The organism is Mesorhizobium bavaricum (genome assembly GCF_056781655.1).
In genome coordinates this window covers 4,273,981-4,292,368 of the sequence record NZ_CM165566.1, presented here as the reverse complement: position 1 = coordinate 4,292,368, position 18,388 = coordinate 4,273,981, and the positions used below count along the sequence as shown (strand labels likewise).

Annotated in this window: 15 protein-coding genes; 6 read left to right on the top strand and 9 right to left on the bottom strand. The window is 58.9% G+C overall.

Features of this window, described 5'->3' with window-relative positions:
- Nucleotides 1–135: 135 nt before the first annotated feature.
- On the top strand, nt 136–975 hold the full coding sequence (locus AC1RZR_RS21010) for a hypothetical protein (RefSeq protein WP_481825842.1): 840 nt from the start codon (nt 136–138) through the stop codon (nt 973–975).
- A gap of 191 nt (nt 976–1,166) precedes the next feature.
- Here the strand turns inward: AC1RZR_RS21010 and AC1RZR_RS21005 are convergent, their stop codons facing one another.
- The 5 genes from AC1RZR_RS21005 to AC1RZR_RS20985 form a co-directional block, all read right to left on the bottom strand.
- Nucleotides 1,167–2,120, bottom strand: coding sequence for a LysR family transcriptional regulator (locus tag AC1RZR_RS21005; RefSeq protein ID WP_481825841.1), 954 nt, complete (start codon nt 2,118–2,120; stop codon nt 1,167–1,169).
- A gap of 38 nt (nt 2,121–2,158) precedes the next feature.
- Nucleotides 2,159–3,613, bottom strand: coding sequence for an NAD-dependent succinate-semialdehyde dehydrogenase (locus AC1RZR_RS21000; RefSeq protein ID WP_481825840.1), 1,455 nt, complete (start codon nt 3,611–3,613; stop codon nt 2,159–2,161).
- An 89-nt stretch (nt 3,614–3,702) separates the two neighbouring features.
- Nucleotides 3,703–4,626 (bottom strand): NAD(P)-dependent oxidoreductase, encoded by a 924-nt coding sequence (locus AC1RZR_RS20995; protein WP_481825839.1) that lies wholly within the window; start codon nt 4,624–4,626, stop codon nt 3,703–3,705.
- Between the two features lie 131 nt (nt 4,627–4,757).
- Complete coding sequence (locus AC1RZR_RS20990) at nt 4,758–5,603, bottom strand: SMP-30/gluconolactonase/LRE family protein (RefSeq protein WP_481825838.1); 846 nt, start codon at nt 5,601–5,603, stop codon at nt 4,758–4,760.
- 30 nt (nt 5,604–5,633) lie between these two features.
- Nucleotides 5,634–6,377, bottom strand: a complete 744-nt coding sequence (locus tag AC1RZR_RS20985; RefSeq protein WP_481825837.1) for an SDR family oxidoreductase — start codon at nt 6,375–6,377, stop codon at nt 5,634–5,636.
- A 224-nt stretch (nt 6,378–6,601) separates the two neighbouring features.
- On the opposite strand from AC1RZR_RS20985, the gene AC1RZR_RS20980 reads away from it, so the two are divergent.
- On the top strand, nt 6,602–8,002 hold the full coding sequence (locus AC1RZR_RS20980; RefSeq protein WP_481825836.1) for an MmgE/PrpD family protein: 1,401 nt from the start codon (nt 6,602–6,604) through the stop codon (nt 8,000–8,002).
- A gap of 81 nt (nt 8,003–8,083) precedes the next feature.
- Here AC1RZR_RS20980 and AC1RZR_RS20975 read toward each other — a convergent pair whose 3' ends face one another.
- The 4 genes from AC1RZR_RS20975 to AC1RZR_RS20960 all read right to left on the bottom strand — a co-directional run bounded on the left by AC1RZR_RS20975 (nt 8,084) and on the right by AC1RZR_RS20960 (nt 12,739).
- Nucleotides 8,084–8,860 (bottom strand): glucose 1-dehydrogenase, encoded by a 777-nt coding sequence (locus AC1RZR_RS20975; RefSeq protein WP_481825835.1) that lies wholly within the window; start codon nt 8,858–8,860, stop codon nt 8,084–8,086.
- Between the two features lie 81 nt (nt 8,861–8,941).
- A complete protein-coding gene (locus AC1RZR_RS20970; RefSeq protein WP_481825834.1) occupies nt 8,942–10,159 on the bottom strand; it encodes an ABC transporter permease in 1,218 nt (405 codons plus the stop codon).
- 30 nt (nt 10,160–10,189) lie between these two features.
- Nucleotides 10,190–11,728, bottom strand: a complete 1,539-nt coding sequence (locus tag AC1RZR_RS20965) for a sugar ABC transporter ATP-binding protein (RefSeq protein ID WP_481825833.1) — start codon at nt 11,726–11,728, stop codon at nt 10,190–10,192.
- A 45-nt stretch (nt 11,729–11,773) separates the two neighbouring features.
- Nucleotides 11,774–12,739 (bottom strand): sugar ABC transporter substrate-binding protein, encoded by a 966-nt coding sequence (locus tag AC1RZR_RS20960; RefSeq protein ID WP_481825832.1) that lies wholly within the window; start codon nt 12,737–12,739, stop codon nt 11,774–11,776.
- Between the two features lie 670 nt (nt 12,740–13,409).
- On the opposite strand from AC1RZR_RS20960, the gene AC1RZR_RS20955 reads away from it, so the two are divergent.
- The 4 genes from AC1RZR_RS20955 to AC1RZR_RS20940 all read left to right on the top strand — a co-directional run bounded on the left by AC1RZR_RS20955 (nt 13,410) and on the right by AC1RZR_RS20940 (nt 18,387).
- Nucleotides 13,410–14,432: a zinc-dependent alcohol dehydrogenase family protein gene (locus AC1RZR_RS20955; RefSeq protein ID WP_481825831.1), complete on the top strand. Its 1,023-nt coding sequence runs from the start codon at nt 13,410–13,412 to the stop codon at nt 14,430–14,432.
- A 458-nt stretch (nt 14,433–14,890) separates the two neighbouring features.
- On the top strand, nt 14,891–16,648 hold the full coding sequence (locus tag AC1RZR_RS20950; protein ID WP_481825830.1) for a flavin-containing monooxygenase: 1,758 nt from the start codon (nt 14,891–14,893) through the stop codon (nt 16,646–16,648).
- Complete coding sequence (locus AC1RZR_RS20945) at nt 16,648–17,478, top strand: SDR family NAD(P)-dependent oxidoreductase (RefSeq protein WP_481825829.1); 831 nt, start codon at nt 16,648–16,650, stop codon at nt 17,476–17,478. Before AC1RZR_RS20950 ends, AC1RZR_RS20945 begins: the two co-directional genes overlap by 1 nt.
- 36 nt (nt 17,479–17,514) lie before the next feature.
- Nucleotides 17,515–18,387, top strand: a complete 873-nt coding sequence (locus AC1RZR_RS20940; RefSeq protein WP_481825828.1) for a beta-keto acid cleavage family enzyme — start codon at nt 17,515–17,517, stop codon at nt 18,385–18,387.
- Nucleotide 18,388: the final 1 nt, after the last annotated feature.

Here is an 18,388-nt window from a genome sequence, read left to right as displayed (position 1 = left end):
CCACCCGGAATAACGTGATGTTATAGCTGCCGAAATTGGAGGATACCGAGACGCCCCCGTTTGGGTTTATCTGGGGACCGGCAGTTCGGTCCTGGAGACCGACGGTTTGGTCCACAAGACGAGAGGAATGAGAAGATGCGTATCGGAGAATTTGCAACAGCCGAGGGTGGCGCGGTCGGTTCGATGAGAGATGGCAAGCTCGACCAGAAGTTTCTTCTGCAGGGCGACGACGATTCCCCCAACAACTATCTGCTGAATGTCGGCCTTACCGGATCAGGCGGCTGGGGCACGCCCCGTCACCGCCATAACTTTGACCAGATCCGCTACGTGCTGAAGGGCAGGTATCCGGCAGCTCCTCACAAAATCATGGACGAGGGTTCGGTGGCGTATTTTCCTGAGAGCGTGCATTACGGTCCGCAGGACCGGCCCGAGGGGCTGGAAATGATGGTCTTGCAGTTCGGTGGTGCTAGCGGCGCGGGCTTTCTGAGCACACCCCGGCGGGAAGCAGCCAATGAGGCTCTGAAGGCAAAAGGCGAATTCAAGAGCGGCGTTTTCACCTGGGTGGATGAAAAGGGCCAAAAGCACAATATGGATGGCGCGGCCGCTTGCTACGAAGAAGCGACCGGAAGGAAGATGGTCCTCGCCAAGCCACGGTATGACGATGTCATCATGATGGATCCCGACTCGTACGATTGGATCGAAACGGGAAGGCCAGGTGTGTACTCGAAGCTTTTGGGCACGTTCACGGAACGCAATACCAAGATGAGCTTCATCAAGGTCGAAGCCGGGGCGACATACAATACGGGATCGCGGTCTCAGGTCGACGTGCTTTTCATGAGCAAGGGGAACATCACCGTCGAAGGCAAGACGTACGGCGACAAGACGGCGCTCGAATTGACCCCGTCGGACGCTCCGGTCGACATAAAAGCCAATGAAGACTCGCTGTTTTTCGTGGTGACGCTGCCGAAGTTCTGATCCATCCCTTTGCAACAAGGCACCCGCCGCCCGAAGTCGGCGGGTCATGCCCGATTGCCTGGGTCCACAGGTTGGCGCATTGCCGGGCGGAGATGCGCGGATGGTAGTCCCGCAGACTGAAAGACGTTCCCGCCCGCTAGGGACTGGGGCTCCCTGGAAGGCTTTTATTGGCCCGAAGATCTCAACGGCGATTAAACGTGACGAACGTCCTGATGCCCGTTGTGGTCGTGGCACAGCTCCAAGCCAACTTCCGCGATGCAGGTAACTAGATCCTTTCGCGGCTGGTCCATTTGGTAGCCTTCCCGAAAAAAGACGGCGATGTCGCGGCTGAGCACGGGATCGTCGAACGCAAGCGGAAGCAGGCGTTGTTCGGCGATCTCCTCATGAACAGCATGGGCCGGGAGCAAGGCTATATTATCGGTCTCGGCCACCAACGACTTTAGGAGCGATACTGACCCGCACACGGTCACCTGGCTCGGAAGCGCTAAGTTCATGGTTTTCAGGATGTGGTCGAGGACGGTGTGCGTGCGGCGGGATGTGGGACTTATCCACGGGTACTGCACGAGCTGCTCCCATGTCAGGGTTTCCAACTTTCGCAACGGGTGATCCACTCGAGCGATGACGCGCAGGGTATCCCGAAACAAAACCCTCTGGCGCAACCCGTCCAACATGTCGAAAACCTCGGTGAACCCGACCACGAAGTCAAAGTCCCGGCGCAGCAATCCGATCAGAAGGTCGACCTGAGCATTTTCGACGACCTGCAGCTGTCCGTCTTGATGTGCGTCGCGCCATTTACGCATGGCCATCGGCACGATCTTGCTCGCCAGGCTGGGCAGGCTTCCCAGCCTGATCGCCTCGTTGTGAACATCGAGCGAGTTCAAGAGATCTCGTTCGGCGAGCTCCACTTCCTCGCGGATCACTCTTGCGTGGCAGTAAAGAATATCCCCGCTTCTCGTTGTCACGATGCCCTTGGGACCGCGCTCGATCAGCTGCATTCCCAGTTCCGCCTCGAGCCTGTTCATGGAGGTGGACAAGGCGGGTTGGGAAACGCTGAGCAATTTCGCGGCGCGATTGAGGCTGCCCTGTTCGATGACAGTGGCAAAGTATAGCAATTTCTTAGGATCGATTTCCAACAGCACCGACACAATTCACGCCCGCCAACGCGGGCGACGCCTTCTGGTTTCTAGACTCGCACACGCCTTTCGGCAATCGTTTTGGAGACTGTGTAGCTGTTCCACATCTCAAGTCCGCCTTCCCTGCCGATACCGCTCTCCCGATATCCGCCGAAGGGAGCATCCGCCCCGGGGCTGGTAAACACGTTGAGCGCGACGGAGCCGACCTGCAGTTCGCGGGAGAGATGGTCCGCGCGCTCCATCGAATTTGTAAACACGAACGCGGCCAGACCCATGTCGAGACTGTTGCTGATCGAAAGCGCCTCATCCATGGAATCGACGGGAGCGCAGGGGGAAAGCGGGCCGAACGGCTCCTCTTTCATGATCCTCGCGTCCAGAGGCACGTCCGCAAGGACAGTGGGGGCGTAGAACCATCCCCGGTTACCGACGCGCTGGCCGCCTGTGACCACCCGCGCGCCGTGTGCGACCGCGTCCTCGACCAGACCGGACATTGCGTCCAGACGACGGCGATTGGCTACCGGTCCCATTTGCGTGTCTTTGGCAAACCCGTCACCGACTACAAGCCTGCTCGCCTTGGAAGCGAGGCTCTCGACGAAATCGCGGTAGACCGAGCGGTGAACCAAGAACCGTGAGGGCGCGGAGCAGAACTGGCCCGCCATCCGGTATTTCCAGTTCACTGCGAGCTGGGCGATCGCATCGGGATCAACGTTCTCATCCACCAGCACCGGGGCATGTCCGCCCAATTCCATCAGGACCGGCTTCATCGTCTCGGCGGCGAGCCGCGTCAGATGTTTCCCGACGTTGATCGATCCAGTCAGGGTGACGAGGCGGGTTATCGGGGAAAGCACGAGAGTGCGGGACACCTCGTCCGGATCGCCGAAGACCACATTCAAGACGCCCTTGGGCAAGCCGGCATCGAGGAAGCATTGGGCGAAAAGACATGCTGTCGCCGGTGTCTCTTCCGCAGGCTTGAGAATAACGGAACATCCTGCCGCCAACGATGCGCTGATCTTTCGCGACGGTGCGCTCATCGGCACGTTCCAAGGCGTGAAAGCTGCGACAGGACCGATCGGCTCGCGCACCACAAACTGTTGTATAGGCGGGTCTGTCGGAACGATGCGGCCATACAGGCGCCGGATTTCCTCCGCGTCCCAGTCGAGAAACGTGGCCGATCTTTCGATCTCGGCGAGAGATTCTGAAAGCGTCTTGCCGAGTTCCATTGTGAAAATCGGCGCGATATCGGCCGCCCGCGCACGAACGAGACCCGCCGCACGGCGCATGATCGCCGCACGCTCGCTCGGAGGTGTTCTGCGCCAGACCTCGAAACCTCGCGCCGACGATTCCAGAGCGTTCTGGAGGTCTTTCGCTGTAGCCTTTGGTACTTGGCCCAGGATGGACTCATCGCTGGGATTTTCCACATCACAAAGAGCCGGGCGGTCGTAGATCCATTCGCCATCGATGAGAAGGCCAATGGGTGGATACGGATGGTTGGGCTTGTCGCTCATTTCTGGTTTCGTCCCTTTTCAAGCCGTTTCGCTGGCCAGAGGTTCAAATGGTCCGACCTTCGCGCGTCGAGCTGTCGGACGGAAAGCCATTATGCTTCTTCGCCGTGGAGGAATCTCAGGACCTCGGTCTCTGCGATCCTGGCCCCCCGCGCCCGCTGGCCCCACGTCTGCCCCCCGATGTGCGGAGATAGGACGACATTGGGCAACGCGGCGAGACGTTCGGGAACATCGGGTTCGCTATCCAGTACATCCAGCGCCGCCCCGGCGATGATGCCCTTCTCCAGCGCTTCGATCAGCGCGTCCGTGTCGACGAGTTTCCCGCGGCCAACGTTTACGAGCCGGCCTTTGGGACCCAATGCGACAAGTTCCTCGGCGCCTATGACATGCTGGAGGTCAGGCGTCCCCGGCAGCGCCAGGACGAGTATGTCCGACGCCGCGCAAAGGGCCTTCCAGTCCGCGTGCAGAGACGCGCCAAGCCCCATGTTCGATGGACGGTCCAGCCCGGCGATTTTCATTCTCGATACGGATGCCCGCGCGGCGATCGCCTGACCGATCCGACCGCTGAGGCCCGCGATGCCCATTGTCATGTCGACCACACTGTCACCAACCTCGAATTGACCATTCTGCCATTGGCCGCTGCGCGCGAAGGCATCGGCGCGCACGAGCCCGCGGCAGGACATCAGGGTCAGAGCCATGGCAAGATCCGCGACATCGTCGGTCAAGGCTTCGCCAACGGGGCGCACCTTCACACCGCGTTTAGCCAATGCGTCCCCGTCGATAAGTTCGGTTCCGACCCCTTGCGATACGACAAAGCGCAAGTTCGGCAACGCTTGGGCAAGCTCCGCGCTGCAGCCGCGCGACGCGCTGGTCATCAGGACCTGGACGGCGCAGCGGTCGGCTTCCGGCAACGCAAGGACATCTCTCGGCCCAGGCACGATCCGCAGAAGGTCGCGCTCTTCAAGCGAGGGATAGGTCATTCCCGCGAGCGCGGGGAAAGAAAGCACGGGATGCATTTGGGCGCCGTTCCAACATATCGATGAGTGGCCACGCTATCGGCGCGCCCGTCCGCCGGCAACGCAAAGTCGGATGCACGGCAGGGAGTTATAATGGTTCCTTATATCCGTATCTAACACCTGGGCTTGGGCTACGCGCCAGCCGGGACGTCGACGTCGATCGTGAAGATCGCACTGTTGCGCTTGCCCGCCGCCATGTCGCGCTCGGTTCCGATGAAAGCGGTCATGAACAGCGTGCTGCCCGAGCTGCCCCCGAGCGTGCAGGAAATGCCGGAGCCTTCGAACTGAACGAAATCGGTGATCTTGCCGCCATCGAGGACCCGCAAGAATTCACCGGTGTTGTAGACACCGACCCAGATCGCCCCCTCGGCGTCAACGCAAATGCCGTCGGGCTGCCGTTTTCCAAGATCGGCGAATAGCCTTCTTTTGCTCAGCCTACCAGCTTCGTCGATGTCGAAGGCAGTGAGGCGGCCTTCCCAGGTCTCCGCAACAACGAGGGTTCTGCCGTTATCGATGACGACGGAACCATTTGGGAAATCGACTTCGTCGGCGACTTCTTCGACGGTGCCGTCCGGATCGACCCTGTGGAGCGAAGTCGTCTTGCGTTCTTCACCAGCCGCGAAATCGTACCCGAAGTTTCCGACGTAGATCCGGTCATGTTCGTCGATCGCGAAATCGTTCAGCCAACCGGCCGCGTGTTCTGACAGGTCGGCGTAGTCAACCAACTGTGTGCCAGGGAAATACCTGAGGAGCTTGCGATCCTTGGCGGAAACCACAATCAAGCTTCCGTCGGAAAGGAATCCCAGTCCGGAGGGTCGGTTGGGCACATACAAGAACGTCTTGGGGTGCCCTTCGGCCGAGAGGGCGCAGACCTTATGATCGAAAACGTCGGATACCCACAAGCGGTCATCTCGCCATTTCGGCGCTTCGAGGAACATGAAATTGTCCGCGAACAACGTAGGTTTCTGGGTTGCCAATTTCGTCCTCCCCGGCGAACTTGACCGGCGTCACCAACCGCCGTCGCAATGGATGTCCTGTCCCGTGATCAGGTCGGCCTCGGGCGACGAAAGGAACACGACCAGATTGGCAATGTCTTCGGGCTCGATCCTCCGCTTCAGGCTCTGCCGCTCCAGAATCCACTTGTGATATTCCTCTCGCTTCTCGCCGAAATGGCGCCATTCGGCCTCAGACACCACCGCACCCGGCGAAACGCCGTTCACATTGATGCCGTAGTGACCGAGTTCGCGCGCCAACGCCTTGATAAGACCGTACATCGCTCCCTTCGAGGCGACATAAGGGACGAAGCCTTCCCAGTGGCCGGTCAGGGTCGCGGACGTCATATTGACGATCTTGCCGTATTTCTTCTGCTTCATCATGGCGCTGCACGCCCGCGCTACGACGAAGGCAGCAGACGAATTAATCCGGACCTCGTTCTCGTATTCCTCAATCGTGAATTGCTCGTGCGGCTTGTTCACGACGAATGCCGCATTGTTCACGAGGACGTCGATGCCACCCACTTCTTCGGCCAGCGCGGTCACGGCCTTCTCCGTGCCAGCGAGGTCGCTGAGATCGCAACCGAAATAGCGGACATCGCGAGCGATCTTCCCAATTGTTTCGGAAGCATTTTCCACATGGGGGCGGTCCGAAGCGATGACCGTGGCCCCGGCTTCGTGATAGCGAGCCACCAAAGCCTTTCCGATCGTTCCCAACGCCCCGGTGATCAGAACTGTTTTTCCGGCCAGATTTGCCAACATATCCTCCCAATGTCTTGTCCAGGCAAAATTCCATCTCTCGATCGAAATGAGAACACGGAAACTCACCTTAGTATCGGCCCATATAGCGTCTTGTTATATCTCCGTCGGATAAAGACCTTGCCGCGTGAAGTTATGGATGCGGCACGACATGTGACGTGAGATTGCTGCAGATACGAGATGGCCGCCGGCGCGGGCGGGCGTGTATGGAGGAGATTGCGACTATGCCCACCGAACCCGATCTCGTGCATGTTTTTGCCCGGCACGCGGCGGAACTCTCGTACGACGCTCTGCCCCCAGTCGCGCGCGAAGCTGCGAAAAAAAGCGTTCTCGACACATTGGGTGTCATTCTCGCCGCGAGCGGGATGGAACCTGCGGTCAGGGGCGTAGTGGAAATCGTGGAGGAAGGCGGCGGAAAGCCGGAGTGTTCCGTGATTGGCTTTGGCGGTCGTCGCCCCGCAATGATGGCAGCGCTCGCGAACGGTGCGATGGCACACTGCCTGGATTACGACGACCAGACCCCATGGGGACAGCACACAGCGAGTTCCATCGTGCCTGCGGTGTTCGCAGTCGCCGAACGCCGGGGCGGCGTTTCCGGGAAGGATTTGATAGCCGCGGTCGCTGTAGGGCAGGATATCTTCGGCCGCTTGCGATGCAACGTGGATTGGAAAAAGGACTGGAACCTCTCGACCGTACTCGCTGTCTTCGCCGCAACAGCTTCTGCGGGCCGTACGATGGGACTGTCTTCCAGACAGGTCGCGCACGCTATGGGCATCGCTACCATGCAATGCAGCGGCATCATGGAGATGGTAGCAGGGCGCGGTAGCGATCTTCGTGGCATGTACGCCGGATTCTCAGCCAAAGGCGCTGTCCTGGCCGCCCTGATGGCAGAAAAAGGCATCACAGGCATCGATCGCATGTTTGAAGGCCAGTACGGTTTTATGAATACCTATTTTGGCGGCGGTTTCGATCGCGAAGCCATGGTTCGCGATCTGGGCCGGGATTTTCTTGGAAGTGGGACGCTGTACAAGCGTTGGCCATGTGTGGGTACCGCCCACAGCCATATGAAAGCCGCGATCGACATCGTCACGAAAAACGATGTGCAACCAGACCAAATAGCCGAAATCCGTCTCCATGTTGGCGACTACCACGAGTTGATGTGTCAGCCGCTTCAGGAACGGCGGAGCCCGGCGACATTGGCTGATGCGAAATTCAGCTTGCCATTTCTCGTTTCAATCGCCATCGCCCGACGGGGCATGAGCGTCTCGGATTTTACCGAAGATGGCCTTCACGATAGAGCAGTGCTCGAGATCGCGACCAAGATAAGCCTTGTGAACGATCCAAATCTCAATTGGAAACTCGAACTCCCACCCGGCCGCGTGGAGATTCTCACCCATGACGGCCGCCGATGGTCGGAGGAAGGCCGAAGCGTTCCTGGCAACGCGGACAACCCCATGGGCTGGGACGACATCTGCTCGAAATTCAGGGAATGCGCGACGATCTCGGTCACCAGATTTGCGGACGAAGTCGTGACCCGGGTAGCGGGTCTGGCCCGTCGGCTCGAGGAACTCTCTGATGCAACGGATCTGGTGAAACTTCTCTCTCCGCCGGCACGCGAGGCTTAGAACATGCGTCGAGCGCCATGACGCTCCATACAGACGTCCGGTGGAGTCAAAAATGCCTCTATCGAGACTGTTTCACTGCCGCTAAATGCCGGCGGTCTGCCCGCCATCAACAACCATGGCATGACCCGTCACGAAAGCCCCGGCGTCGGAGCAAAGCCAGAGGACCGTGCCAGCGATCTCTTCTGGGCGTCCCATGCGTCCAATAGGTTCTTGCGCAATCACGCGAGCCCGGCCTTCATCAGTATCGCCTGTGTAGCGGGCGATCATCGGCGTATCGATGATGCCCGGGCAGATCGCGTTCACCCGAATGTTCTTGTTTGCATACTCAAGGGCAGCGACCTTGCTTACGGCCACTACACCGAACTTGGAGGCACAATAGCTGGACTGCCCGCGGATCGCCAGGACCCCCGCGCCCGATGCGGTGTTGACGATTGAGCCGCCTCCTTGGCGCAGCATGATTTCGATCTCGTGCTTCATGCAGATAAAAACGCTTTTCAGGTTCACGGCGATGGTCTTGTCCCAAACGTCCTCGGACAATTCCGCGATCGGTTGCGCGGGCTGTTCGATGCCCGCGTTGTTGAACGCGATGTCCAAGCGGCCGAACTTATCCACGGTCTGGTCCAAAGCCGCCTTCACGTCAGAGCTTTTGGTCACGTCGCAGATGACGGGCAGCACCCTTCCGCCACGTCCTTCGATTTCGGCGGCTGTTTCCTTCAAGCCCTTCTCGGAAATGTCGGCGGCCGTCACAGCCGCGCCCGCCATGGCAAATGCGATCGCTGCGGCGCGGCCGATACCGCTACCTGCCCCGGTGACGAATGCGACTTTGCCGCCGAGATCCACTCTTGGTATGTCAGTCATGTCTATTGTCCGGTTTTCTGTTTTTTGAGGCAGAGCTAATGGGTTGCGGGCCGCCGGTCGCGCTGAAGCGCCGCCTGCTGCTCAGCCGCCAGTTTTGGATTTCGCCTTGGTGCCGCCTACGGTGTAAATTGCCGCTGCGACAACCACCACGACGCCCTCGATGAGGCCCTGCCAGTTCGCACCGAGGTTCAGAATGTTGAAACCGTTGGTCAACGAATAGAGCAGCAGCGCTCCAGCCAGTGTCTTGATGACACTGCCTGCGCCGCCGAACAGCGAAGTCCCACCGAGGATGGCAGCCGCGATAACCGTGAGTTCCGCGCCCGAAAGACCTGCCGGATTGATGGATCGCAAGCGACTCGCGAAAAGGACGCCGGCAAATCCGGCCGCGCCGCTACAGAAGACGAAAGCCATCAATTTATATCGCGTGACGTTGATGCCGGACAAGCGGGCCGCCTCTGAATTGCCACCGACTGCATAGACGCGGCGGCCAACCATAGTGAAGCTAAGCGTGAACCAGACGATCGCGGTGAAGACGACCATCATGATGACAGGATTCCGCAGGATCAACTCACCGCCGGAGGCCCAGGAGACCAGCAGGAAGAAAAGGCCAATGCCGACCATTCCGAGCGTCGCGGGCCGCAGCCTTTTCCCCGCCATGCGGGTCTGGAAAATCCGGAATGCGGCCACTGCCATGAGTGCAAGTCCCGCCACCAATACGAGCCAGAAACCATCATGGCGTCCACCTTCGAAGGATTTCATGGTGGCGATCACATCTGGATTTGCAACTGAAAGCGATCGTCCGTCGGTGTAGATCAACACCAAGCCGCGGACCGCGGTCATCGTGCCGAGGGTAACGATGAACGCATTGATCCCAACGTATTGAACGATAACTCCATTCAGAAGACCGATGCTCATAGCCACGGTCACGGCAAGTGCCGCTGCCGGCCAAAAGCCGATCGCGTCGGCATTGCCGATCAACATCACTGCGGCAAGAGCCGCGACCGACGCCACCGATAGGTCGAAATTGCCGCTGATCAGAACCACAGTCATTGCTACCGCCATGATTGCGATCAGCGAGGACTGATAGACCACATTGGAAAGATTTTGCACACTGAGATAGTTAGATTGACCGAGATAGGTTGTAATGATCGTCAAAGTGACGATCAATAGCAGCAGCGCGTAGTAAACGCCCATCTCTTGAAGTCCGAATAACCTCCGCCAGTTGGTTTTGGCGCTGGTTTGCACATCCTGACCAAGCACATCAGACTGATCCAAGCGATTCTCTTTTATTATGGTCATGTTCAAATCTCGCTGTGAGATGCCCGCCGGTCAGTGGCGCGCGGCTTCGGTCGCTGCGCTCTTGCCGCCAGCCAGCAGAAGCAATTCATGCTCTGAAGTGTCACGAGCGTTGCGTTCGGCAATGCACTGGCCATCACGCATCACAAGAATGCGATCGCAAACCGTCAGCAGTTCCTCGAATTCCGAAGATACGATCATGACTGACTTGCCTTCGCTTGCCAGTTGTCGAACCAGACGCAGAATGTCCGTCTTCGCCCCGATATCGATACCCGCCGTCGGCTCGTCGAGCAGGAACAGCTTGACGTCACTGAACAGCCATTTGGCGATTGTGACCTTCTGCGCGTTGCCGCCACTCAGTTCCTTGACGAGGATTTCCGGCGAGATGGCTTTGATCCCAAGCATCCTGATGGCTTCCCATCCTCGTTCCCGTTCGCGCTCGCCCACCGGAATCGCGTTCCACATTGAGACGCCGCCCAACGCGGGCAATGTGGTGTTTTTCCAAATCTCAAAGTCGGGAACCAGGCCTTGAGCCATTCGGTCCTCGGGAACCATGCCGATGCCAGCCTTGACCGCCGCGCCGGTGTCCCGCGCGACGCGTTTTCCATCGAGCACCACCTCGCCCGTCGCGCTCTTGTCTGCGCCGAAGATCGCATGGAGCAGCTCGCTCCGGCCGGATCCCAAAAGCCCTGCGACACCCACGACTTCCCCAGGCGCAACGCTCATCGAGATCTTCTGCAGCTTGCCCCTGGAGGCAAGATCACGGAGTTCCAACCGCGGGATCTGATCGTTGCCAACGACAGTCAACGGCACGCGGTTTTCAGCCTGACGCTCAAGAGCGACAATCTGCTTTCCAACGATTGCCTCAGCGATACGGCTTTCATCGAGATCACAAGTGTTGGCGCGCATCACAGCCAAGCCGTCGCGAAGCACTGTAACCTGATCCGTAAGCGCCATCACTTCGTCGAGGAAGTGAGACACAAACAGAATGGCTTTCTTCTCGCCTTTGGACAGACGCCTAACGGTGTTGTAGACCAGCTCACGCTCTTCTGATGCGAGAGACGCGGTCGGTTCGTCCATGACGATCAGATCAGCGCCAGTACCGAGCGCTTGGAATATGGATACCATTTGGCGCTCGCCGATCGAGAGCGAGCTGACCAAGGCGTCCGGATCCAACCAGTATCCCACGCGTTCGCACAGTTGGTTGAACTGGGTCCGAATGGCTGACGACCGTCGCCAGCGCCCCCCGTTGCCCAGAAAAACATTCTCGAGAATGGAAAGTGTCGGGACCAGTGGAATATGCTGGTGGACAGTTGCTACGCCCATGTCATTCGCGGCTTTGGGGCTATCCCATTGGACCGGCTGTCCACGCCAGATGATCTCGCCTAACGTGGCCCAGTAGGAACCGGACAGAATCCGGATCAGGGTCGATTTGCCGGCGCCATTCGCCCCTAGCAGACCGTGGACTTTGCCCCGCTCGATATCGAGATCGACACCGCGCAGGGCCAGTGTTCCATTGGGAAACCCCTTCACGATACCACGCAACTGCATGATTGGACCGTTGTCTTGCATCAGTTGGGTTTCCCAATCTGTTTTGCTATCGACGAAGGAAGTTTATCACCACTTCTCTGGGCAGTCGTCCAACTTGTCCTTGGTAATCGGCGGCATGTCGTAAGTCACGAAACGTCCCTTCGGCGTCTTGGGATCGGTCGCGGCCTCCTGCATTGCCTTGAACATCAGTTCGCCGAGCAACAGTGGACGGGTGCAAACCGAGCCGTACATTTCCCCGGCTTTGATTGCGTCATAACCCAGCTTTGAGCCCCCGCCGGTCGCGATGAGCTTCCCCTTCCAGCCTGCGGCTTCGATCGCACGTGCGCAGCCGATCGCCATGTCATCCGCTTGGCTGAAAATCACGTCCAGGTCCGCGTGTGCGGTCAGAAAGTTTTGGCACACCGCCTCGCCTTCATCCGGCGTCCAGTTTGTCGGCTGCTCGGCAACGATCTCATAGTTTGCATTGGCTTGTTTCAAAGCCGCTACGAAGCCGTCAGTGTCCAGCTTAACCACCGCGTAAGCGGGATCGCCTTGGACAATTGCGATTTTGGCTTTGCGGTCTTTGGGGAGCACCGCCGCGGTCATTTCTCCCGAGACGTAGCCGGCCTTAAAGTTGTCGGTTGCGACCAACGCCGACAAAGCGGGGTACGGATCTTTGACGTCGCGCTTTTGAGGGTCACCGACCTGTGCCGCGATAGCAACAACAGGGATTCCGGCATCGCTGATTTTGTCGACGAAGGATTCAGCCACGACAGAGTCAAGAGGCAAGAAACCAATGGCGTCGACTTTCTGGGAAAGAAGATCGTCCAAGGCGTTGCCCTGCTTCTCCACACTGCCGCGCGGATCGAGCACAACGGTCTTGACGCCCGCCTTCTTGGCCGCCTCTTGGAAGCCCTTCGCGGTCATAACATTGTAGGGATACTCAAGACTTGCGGGGACGTACCCGAAGGTGAGATCCTTCGCACCGGCCGTTCCGGCGCACAGAAGCGCCGCGATGGCAGCCGTGCCGAATTTCAGTTTCAATCCGCTCATGAGTTCCTCCCTGGAGCAAGTTTTGCTACGTGCCGGTTGAGATGGCATTGTCGGTTTCGGCACTATGAAACCGGGCCGTGCGTCGCCGCGCAGAACTCGAAACAAATGAGATTCAGCGAGAGCAACCGCCTTGGCCGATGACAATTAATGGTTCAACACGCAGTTGAAACTGACAATTGTCTCGGCAAGTATGTACAGTGGAAAGAAACGCCATCTGGATTTACTGAGTCCCGGCGCATTCTGATCCTCCCATAAAGTTCATTAAGCGCTAAAGTATCAAGTCGATGCTGCTAGCGGTATCGGCTGGTTTCCGCCTTATACCGAAGTTCGACCCGCCTCCTCCTGCGTTAATCTTCTCTAACATGATGAAATTTTGAGCGACAGAGGTCCGGGGCGACGGTTATAACACCAGCTTATGTCGCGCCCCCCCCGGACAAGGGTCGGCGGCTATCAGGACTGGAAGCCTTTTGCAGGGTATATCGGTTGTCCCACGCCAATTAGCCCTAGCATCGGAAAGCCACATATAAGATTAAGTTATATGATAGCTCCGCGACCGCAGCGAATGGGGCGAAAACGGTTGTCTCAAGAGTTCGGATTTGCGACCCAGCTTGGTAACAGCCCGATCACTTGAGCGTCGGCGTACCTGAAAGCAATGTTGGAGGTCATGGCGATGAGAGGGGTTGTTTTCCTCGGCGAAGGCGCAATGGAACTTCGCGAATTCCCAGACCCTGTTCCCGGGCCAGACGAGGTCGTTATCCGGGTGAAGGCCTCGGGCATGTGCGGGAGTGACTTGAACCACCTCTATGAGCCCAAGCGAACCGAAGACCAGATCGTCATCGAAGGGCATGAGCCATGCGGCGTCGTGGAGATGGTGGGTTCGGCTGTGAGACCTCATGAAGCGAAAGTCGGCGACCGGGTGATGATCCACCATTATGACGGCTGCCGCACGTGCTCCAATTGCCGTTCGGGCTGGACCCAGAACTGCGACAGGGGGCGGATCGCTTTCGGTGGAAATGGCCATGGTAGCCACGCGGACTTCATGAAAGCCCCCGTTCACACAGTAATCAAGCTTCCCGACGTGCTGTCGTTCAAGGCAGGTGCTGCGATAGGTTGCGGAAGCGGGACTGCTTACGGTGCTTTGAAGCGGATCAACCTGCTTGCCGAAGAAACCATCGCCATCTTCGGTCAAGGCCCGGTCGGATTGAGTTGCACCATACTCGCCAAGGCCTTCGGCGCGCGGGTCATCGCGCTCGACGTTGGCGAAGAACGCCTCGCGATGGCCAAAAGGTTCGGCGCTGATTTCCTCGTCAATCCATTGGAAGGCGATCCCGTCCAGGCCATCAAGGATGTCACCCGCGGTTTGGGTTGCGACAAGGCGGTCGAATGCAGTTCGAACCCGGTCGCGCGTGAGCAGGCGGTCAACTGCGTCTGCCAATGGGGTGTCACCTGCCTTGTAGGCGTTCACGGAAGCATGCAGTTCGATTGCAATGAGGTCATCACGAAGCAGAAGACCCTCGTGGGTTCGCTGACCTTCAGCAAGAACCAGCAAGAAGAATGCGCTCAGTTCATCAGCGAACGAGGCATAGACGTCGATTCCCTTTTCACGCACGAATTTAGGCTCGAAGACGCCGTAGAGGCGTATGCTCTTTTCGAGCAGAGAAAGATTGGCAAGGGCGTGTTCGTCTTCGACTGAACCGCGCCTTTCCAGTCAGACTTTCCGGATGCCGCGGTCGGTGCACCATATTTTCAACTGCCTGTTGTCTCGGTCGCGCCGATAGGATCGGGCGATAAGCTTCGCTATTCATTCGGCTTAGGTGATGGTCGCCCTGACTTCGCGACGGGTTCCAAAAGGCAAATGGGTGTTGACGCTCTAACCGGGTGATTTTGCCCAGCGCCACACCCCACCCCAAAGTCCGCCACAGTTGCCGGGCGTTGCGCGGAAACCGCCGGCAAGGCGGCCTGCGCGTTGAGAGCCCGTTCACATTTGCACCGGAGGCCAAGATGTTTGGCGTTCGGGAACATGTTTGATCGTTTCGGTATCCGCTACTTCTTAGAGATCGGCGCGCGGACGTATTTCGCACTAGCGGCGCGAACGCTTGGCCCGACCCGCGAATGATCTGGGACCCAGGCTGGTGGATTGGAGACGTTGCCATGAATATTGCCAGCAGTGTGGCAGCCAACGAGGCTGATTTCGCCGCGCGATGGCTGACGTCATTCGAAGCCGCGCTCGGAGCTGGAGACGCCGATGCACTTGGCCGGCATCTCGCAGACGATTGCCATTGGCGCGATCTGTTGGCTTTCAGCTGGAACATCACGCCTCACCAATCGAGGCAGCCGATCATCGATGGGCTTCTAAAGGCGCAGCCGGATGTGCGGGCGAGAAATTTCAAGCTGGCGGAAGACCGCACCCCGCCCCGCCGCGTAACCCGTATCGGCGTGGAATCGATCGAAGCGATCTTCACGTTCGAGACGAAGGTCGGGCGCGGCTACGGGTTTCTCCGGTTGGTGGCCGACGCGCCGGATACAGCATGGGCATTAATGACATCGCTTGAGGAATTCAAAGGTCATGAGGAACCGATCAACGATCAGAGGCCAAGTGGTTCTGCGTATTCGAGAAACTTTGGCGGCGACAACTGGAGCGACCTGCGTGCGAAGGAGCAAGCCTTCACAGACCGCGAACCCGCCGTACTGATCATCGGCGCGGGCCAAGGCGGGTTGAGCATAGCCGCCAGGCTGAGACTGCTGGGTGTGGATACCCTGATCGTGGACAAGATGCCACGCGTCGGCGACATCTGGCGCAGGCGCTATCACTCGCTAGCGCTCCACAACCAAGTGAAACTCAACCACCTGCCCTATTTGCCCTGGCCGCCAAGCTGGCCCAAATACCTGCCGAAGGACATGATCGCCAATTGGCTGGAAAGCTACGCCTGGGCCATGGAGTGCAACGTCTGGACGGAAACGACGTTCGTCGAAGGGACTTTCGATGACCAAGCTGGTCAATGGAACGCCAAGGTGCGGAGGGCGGACGGATCGGAGCGGGTTCTGAGGCCGAAGCACATCGTCTTTGCCAACGGCGTGGCGGGCCGCCCGCTGAAGCCGAAGGTCGCGGGTCTGGACTCGTTCAAGGGCGAAGTCATGCATACGCATGATTTCACGAGCGGCGAGGATTGGGGTGGAAAGCGCGTGCTGGTTCTCGGCGCGGGCACGAGCGGTCATGATGTGGCACAGGATCTCCACGGCCACGGCGCGCAGGTAACGCTGGTCCAACGGGGGTCCACCACTGTCACCAGCGTGACCGCCGCCGGGCTGGTGCATTCCGTCTACTATAACGAAGGTTTGCCCGTCGAAGACTGCGACCTGATCGCTGCCACAAGCACGTATCCGCTGCTCATCCGCAGTTACAAAGCAGCCGTCACGAAGATCAAGGAAATCGACCGCGAACTTCTCGCCGGGTTGGAGGCAAGGGGCTTCAAGCTGGATTTCGGCGACGACGACACTGGCCACCAAATGAAGTTTCGTCGCCGTCATGGTGGCTACTATCTCGACTGCGGATGCTCGGAGCTGATCATCAATGGCGAAGTCAGCCTCATGCAGTGGGAAGAGATCGACGAGTTCGTCGAGGATGGCGTGAAGCTTGCCACCGGAAAGGTCGCTAAGGTCGACCTGATAGTGATGGCCACCGGTTACCAGAGTCAGCAGGACCTGATCCGCGACCTTTTGGGCTCAGAAATGGCGGACAAGATCGGGCCGATCTGGGGTATCGCGCCCGATGGGGAACTAGCCAACATGTTCCGGCCCACGCCCCAGCAGGGCCTTTGGTTTACCGGAGGCGGTTTCGCGCACGCGCGCATCTACTCGAAATACATCGCCCTGCAGATCAAGGCCCGCGAAATGGGGTTGTTGAGCTGATGCCACTCGATTTGTCTGGCAAGATAGCCTTTGTAACGGGTGCCGGATCGGTCGGCGAAGGCTGGGGCAACGGAAAGGCGACGGCCGTGCTTATGGCGCGTCAGGGCGCCAGGGTGTTCGGCACCGACATAAACCCCGAAGCGCTGACCGATACCGGGTCGGCGATGGGTCGGGAAAACCTCAGCGGGCGATGGTCGTCCTGCCAATGCGACGCCACTAGCAGCGAGAGCGTCGAGGCGGCGGTTGCGCGGTGCGTCAGGGAATTGGGCCGTATCGACATTCTGGTCAACAACGTGGGTGGCAGCGCTCCTGGCGACCCAATCTCGATGAGCGAAGAGGTATGGCAGGAGCAAATCTCAATCAATCTCGACAGCGTTTTTCTCAATTGCAAGCATGTTCTTCCCATCATGGTCCGCCAGTTCGAAGAAGGCGGGAGCGGCGGCGCAATCGTCAACATCGGCAGCGTAGGGTCGATGACCTTCCAGATGGGTGGTCGCGTGAGCGCCGCCTACGCGGCATCGAAGGCTGCGGTCGAAGCCTTTTCGCGCTCTACAGCAATAGCGTTCGCCAAAAAGGGCATAAGGGTGAACACGGTGGTCCCCGGTTCCATGCACACACCGCTCGTCGAGAACAGGCTGGCTCGCCAACTTGGCAAGGACGACGTCGTCAAGCTCATCGCCGAGAGGAACGCGAGCGTGCCCATTGGGCGCATGGGAGACGCGTGGGACGTGGCGAACGCGGTGCTGTTTCTCGCAAGCGACGAGGCTCATTACATCACCGCTACACAGTTGGTCGTGGACGGCGGACTGACCGCGGCACGCCCGGCTTAATTTCCGGAAAATACATGTTCCGAGTGCGGAGGAAAAATGAGCCGACCAGTTATTATCACTTGCGCTGTTACCGGTTCGGGTGACACCACTGCGGCAAGCCCCTATGTGCCCATCACGCCCGAACAGATCGCCAATGATGCTCTCAGGGCGCATGAAGCGGGCGCTGCCATAGTGCATATACACGTTCGCGATCCCGAGACGGGCAAACCCAGTCGCGACATCCGCCTCTACCGGGACGTCGTTGGACGCATACGGCAATCCGGCGCCGATGTCGTGATCAATTTGACGACCGGTGTAGGGGCACGTTTCACTCCCGCCGAAGACGATCCTAACCGGAACGCGGTCTCGGGTCTGGCCTCCCCCGAGGAGCGTATGGAGCATGTGCTCGAGTTGCGACCGGAAATCTGCAGTCTGGACGTTGCAACGATGAACTTTGGCGCGCATGCGTTTGTCAACGTACCCGAACACATCGAGCGTATCGCGCGAGCCGTCCGTGCAGCCAACGTCAAACCCGAACTCGAGGTCTTCGATCTGGGTCATTGCGCGCTCGCCGCGCACCTTTTCAATCAGGGAATATTCACGGAACCTGCCATGTACCAGCTTTGCCTGGGCATTCCATGGGGGGCTCCCGCGACCACCGAGGCGATGTTGTCCATGAAGCAGATGGTCCCGGCCGCAAGCAACTGGAGCGCGTTTGGCATCGGCGCGAAGGAGTTCCACATGGTCGCCCAGTCAGTCATCCTGGGAGGGCATGTACGCGTTGGGCTCGAAGACAACCTTTTTCTTTCCCGTGGCGAGCTGTCCCAGGGAAATGGGCCCTTGGTCGAACGCGCGGCGAGGATCATTGAGGACCTGGGGGCGGAGGTTGCCACGGCTTCGCAGGCTCGCGAAATATTGGAGCTTGGTTGAG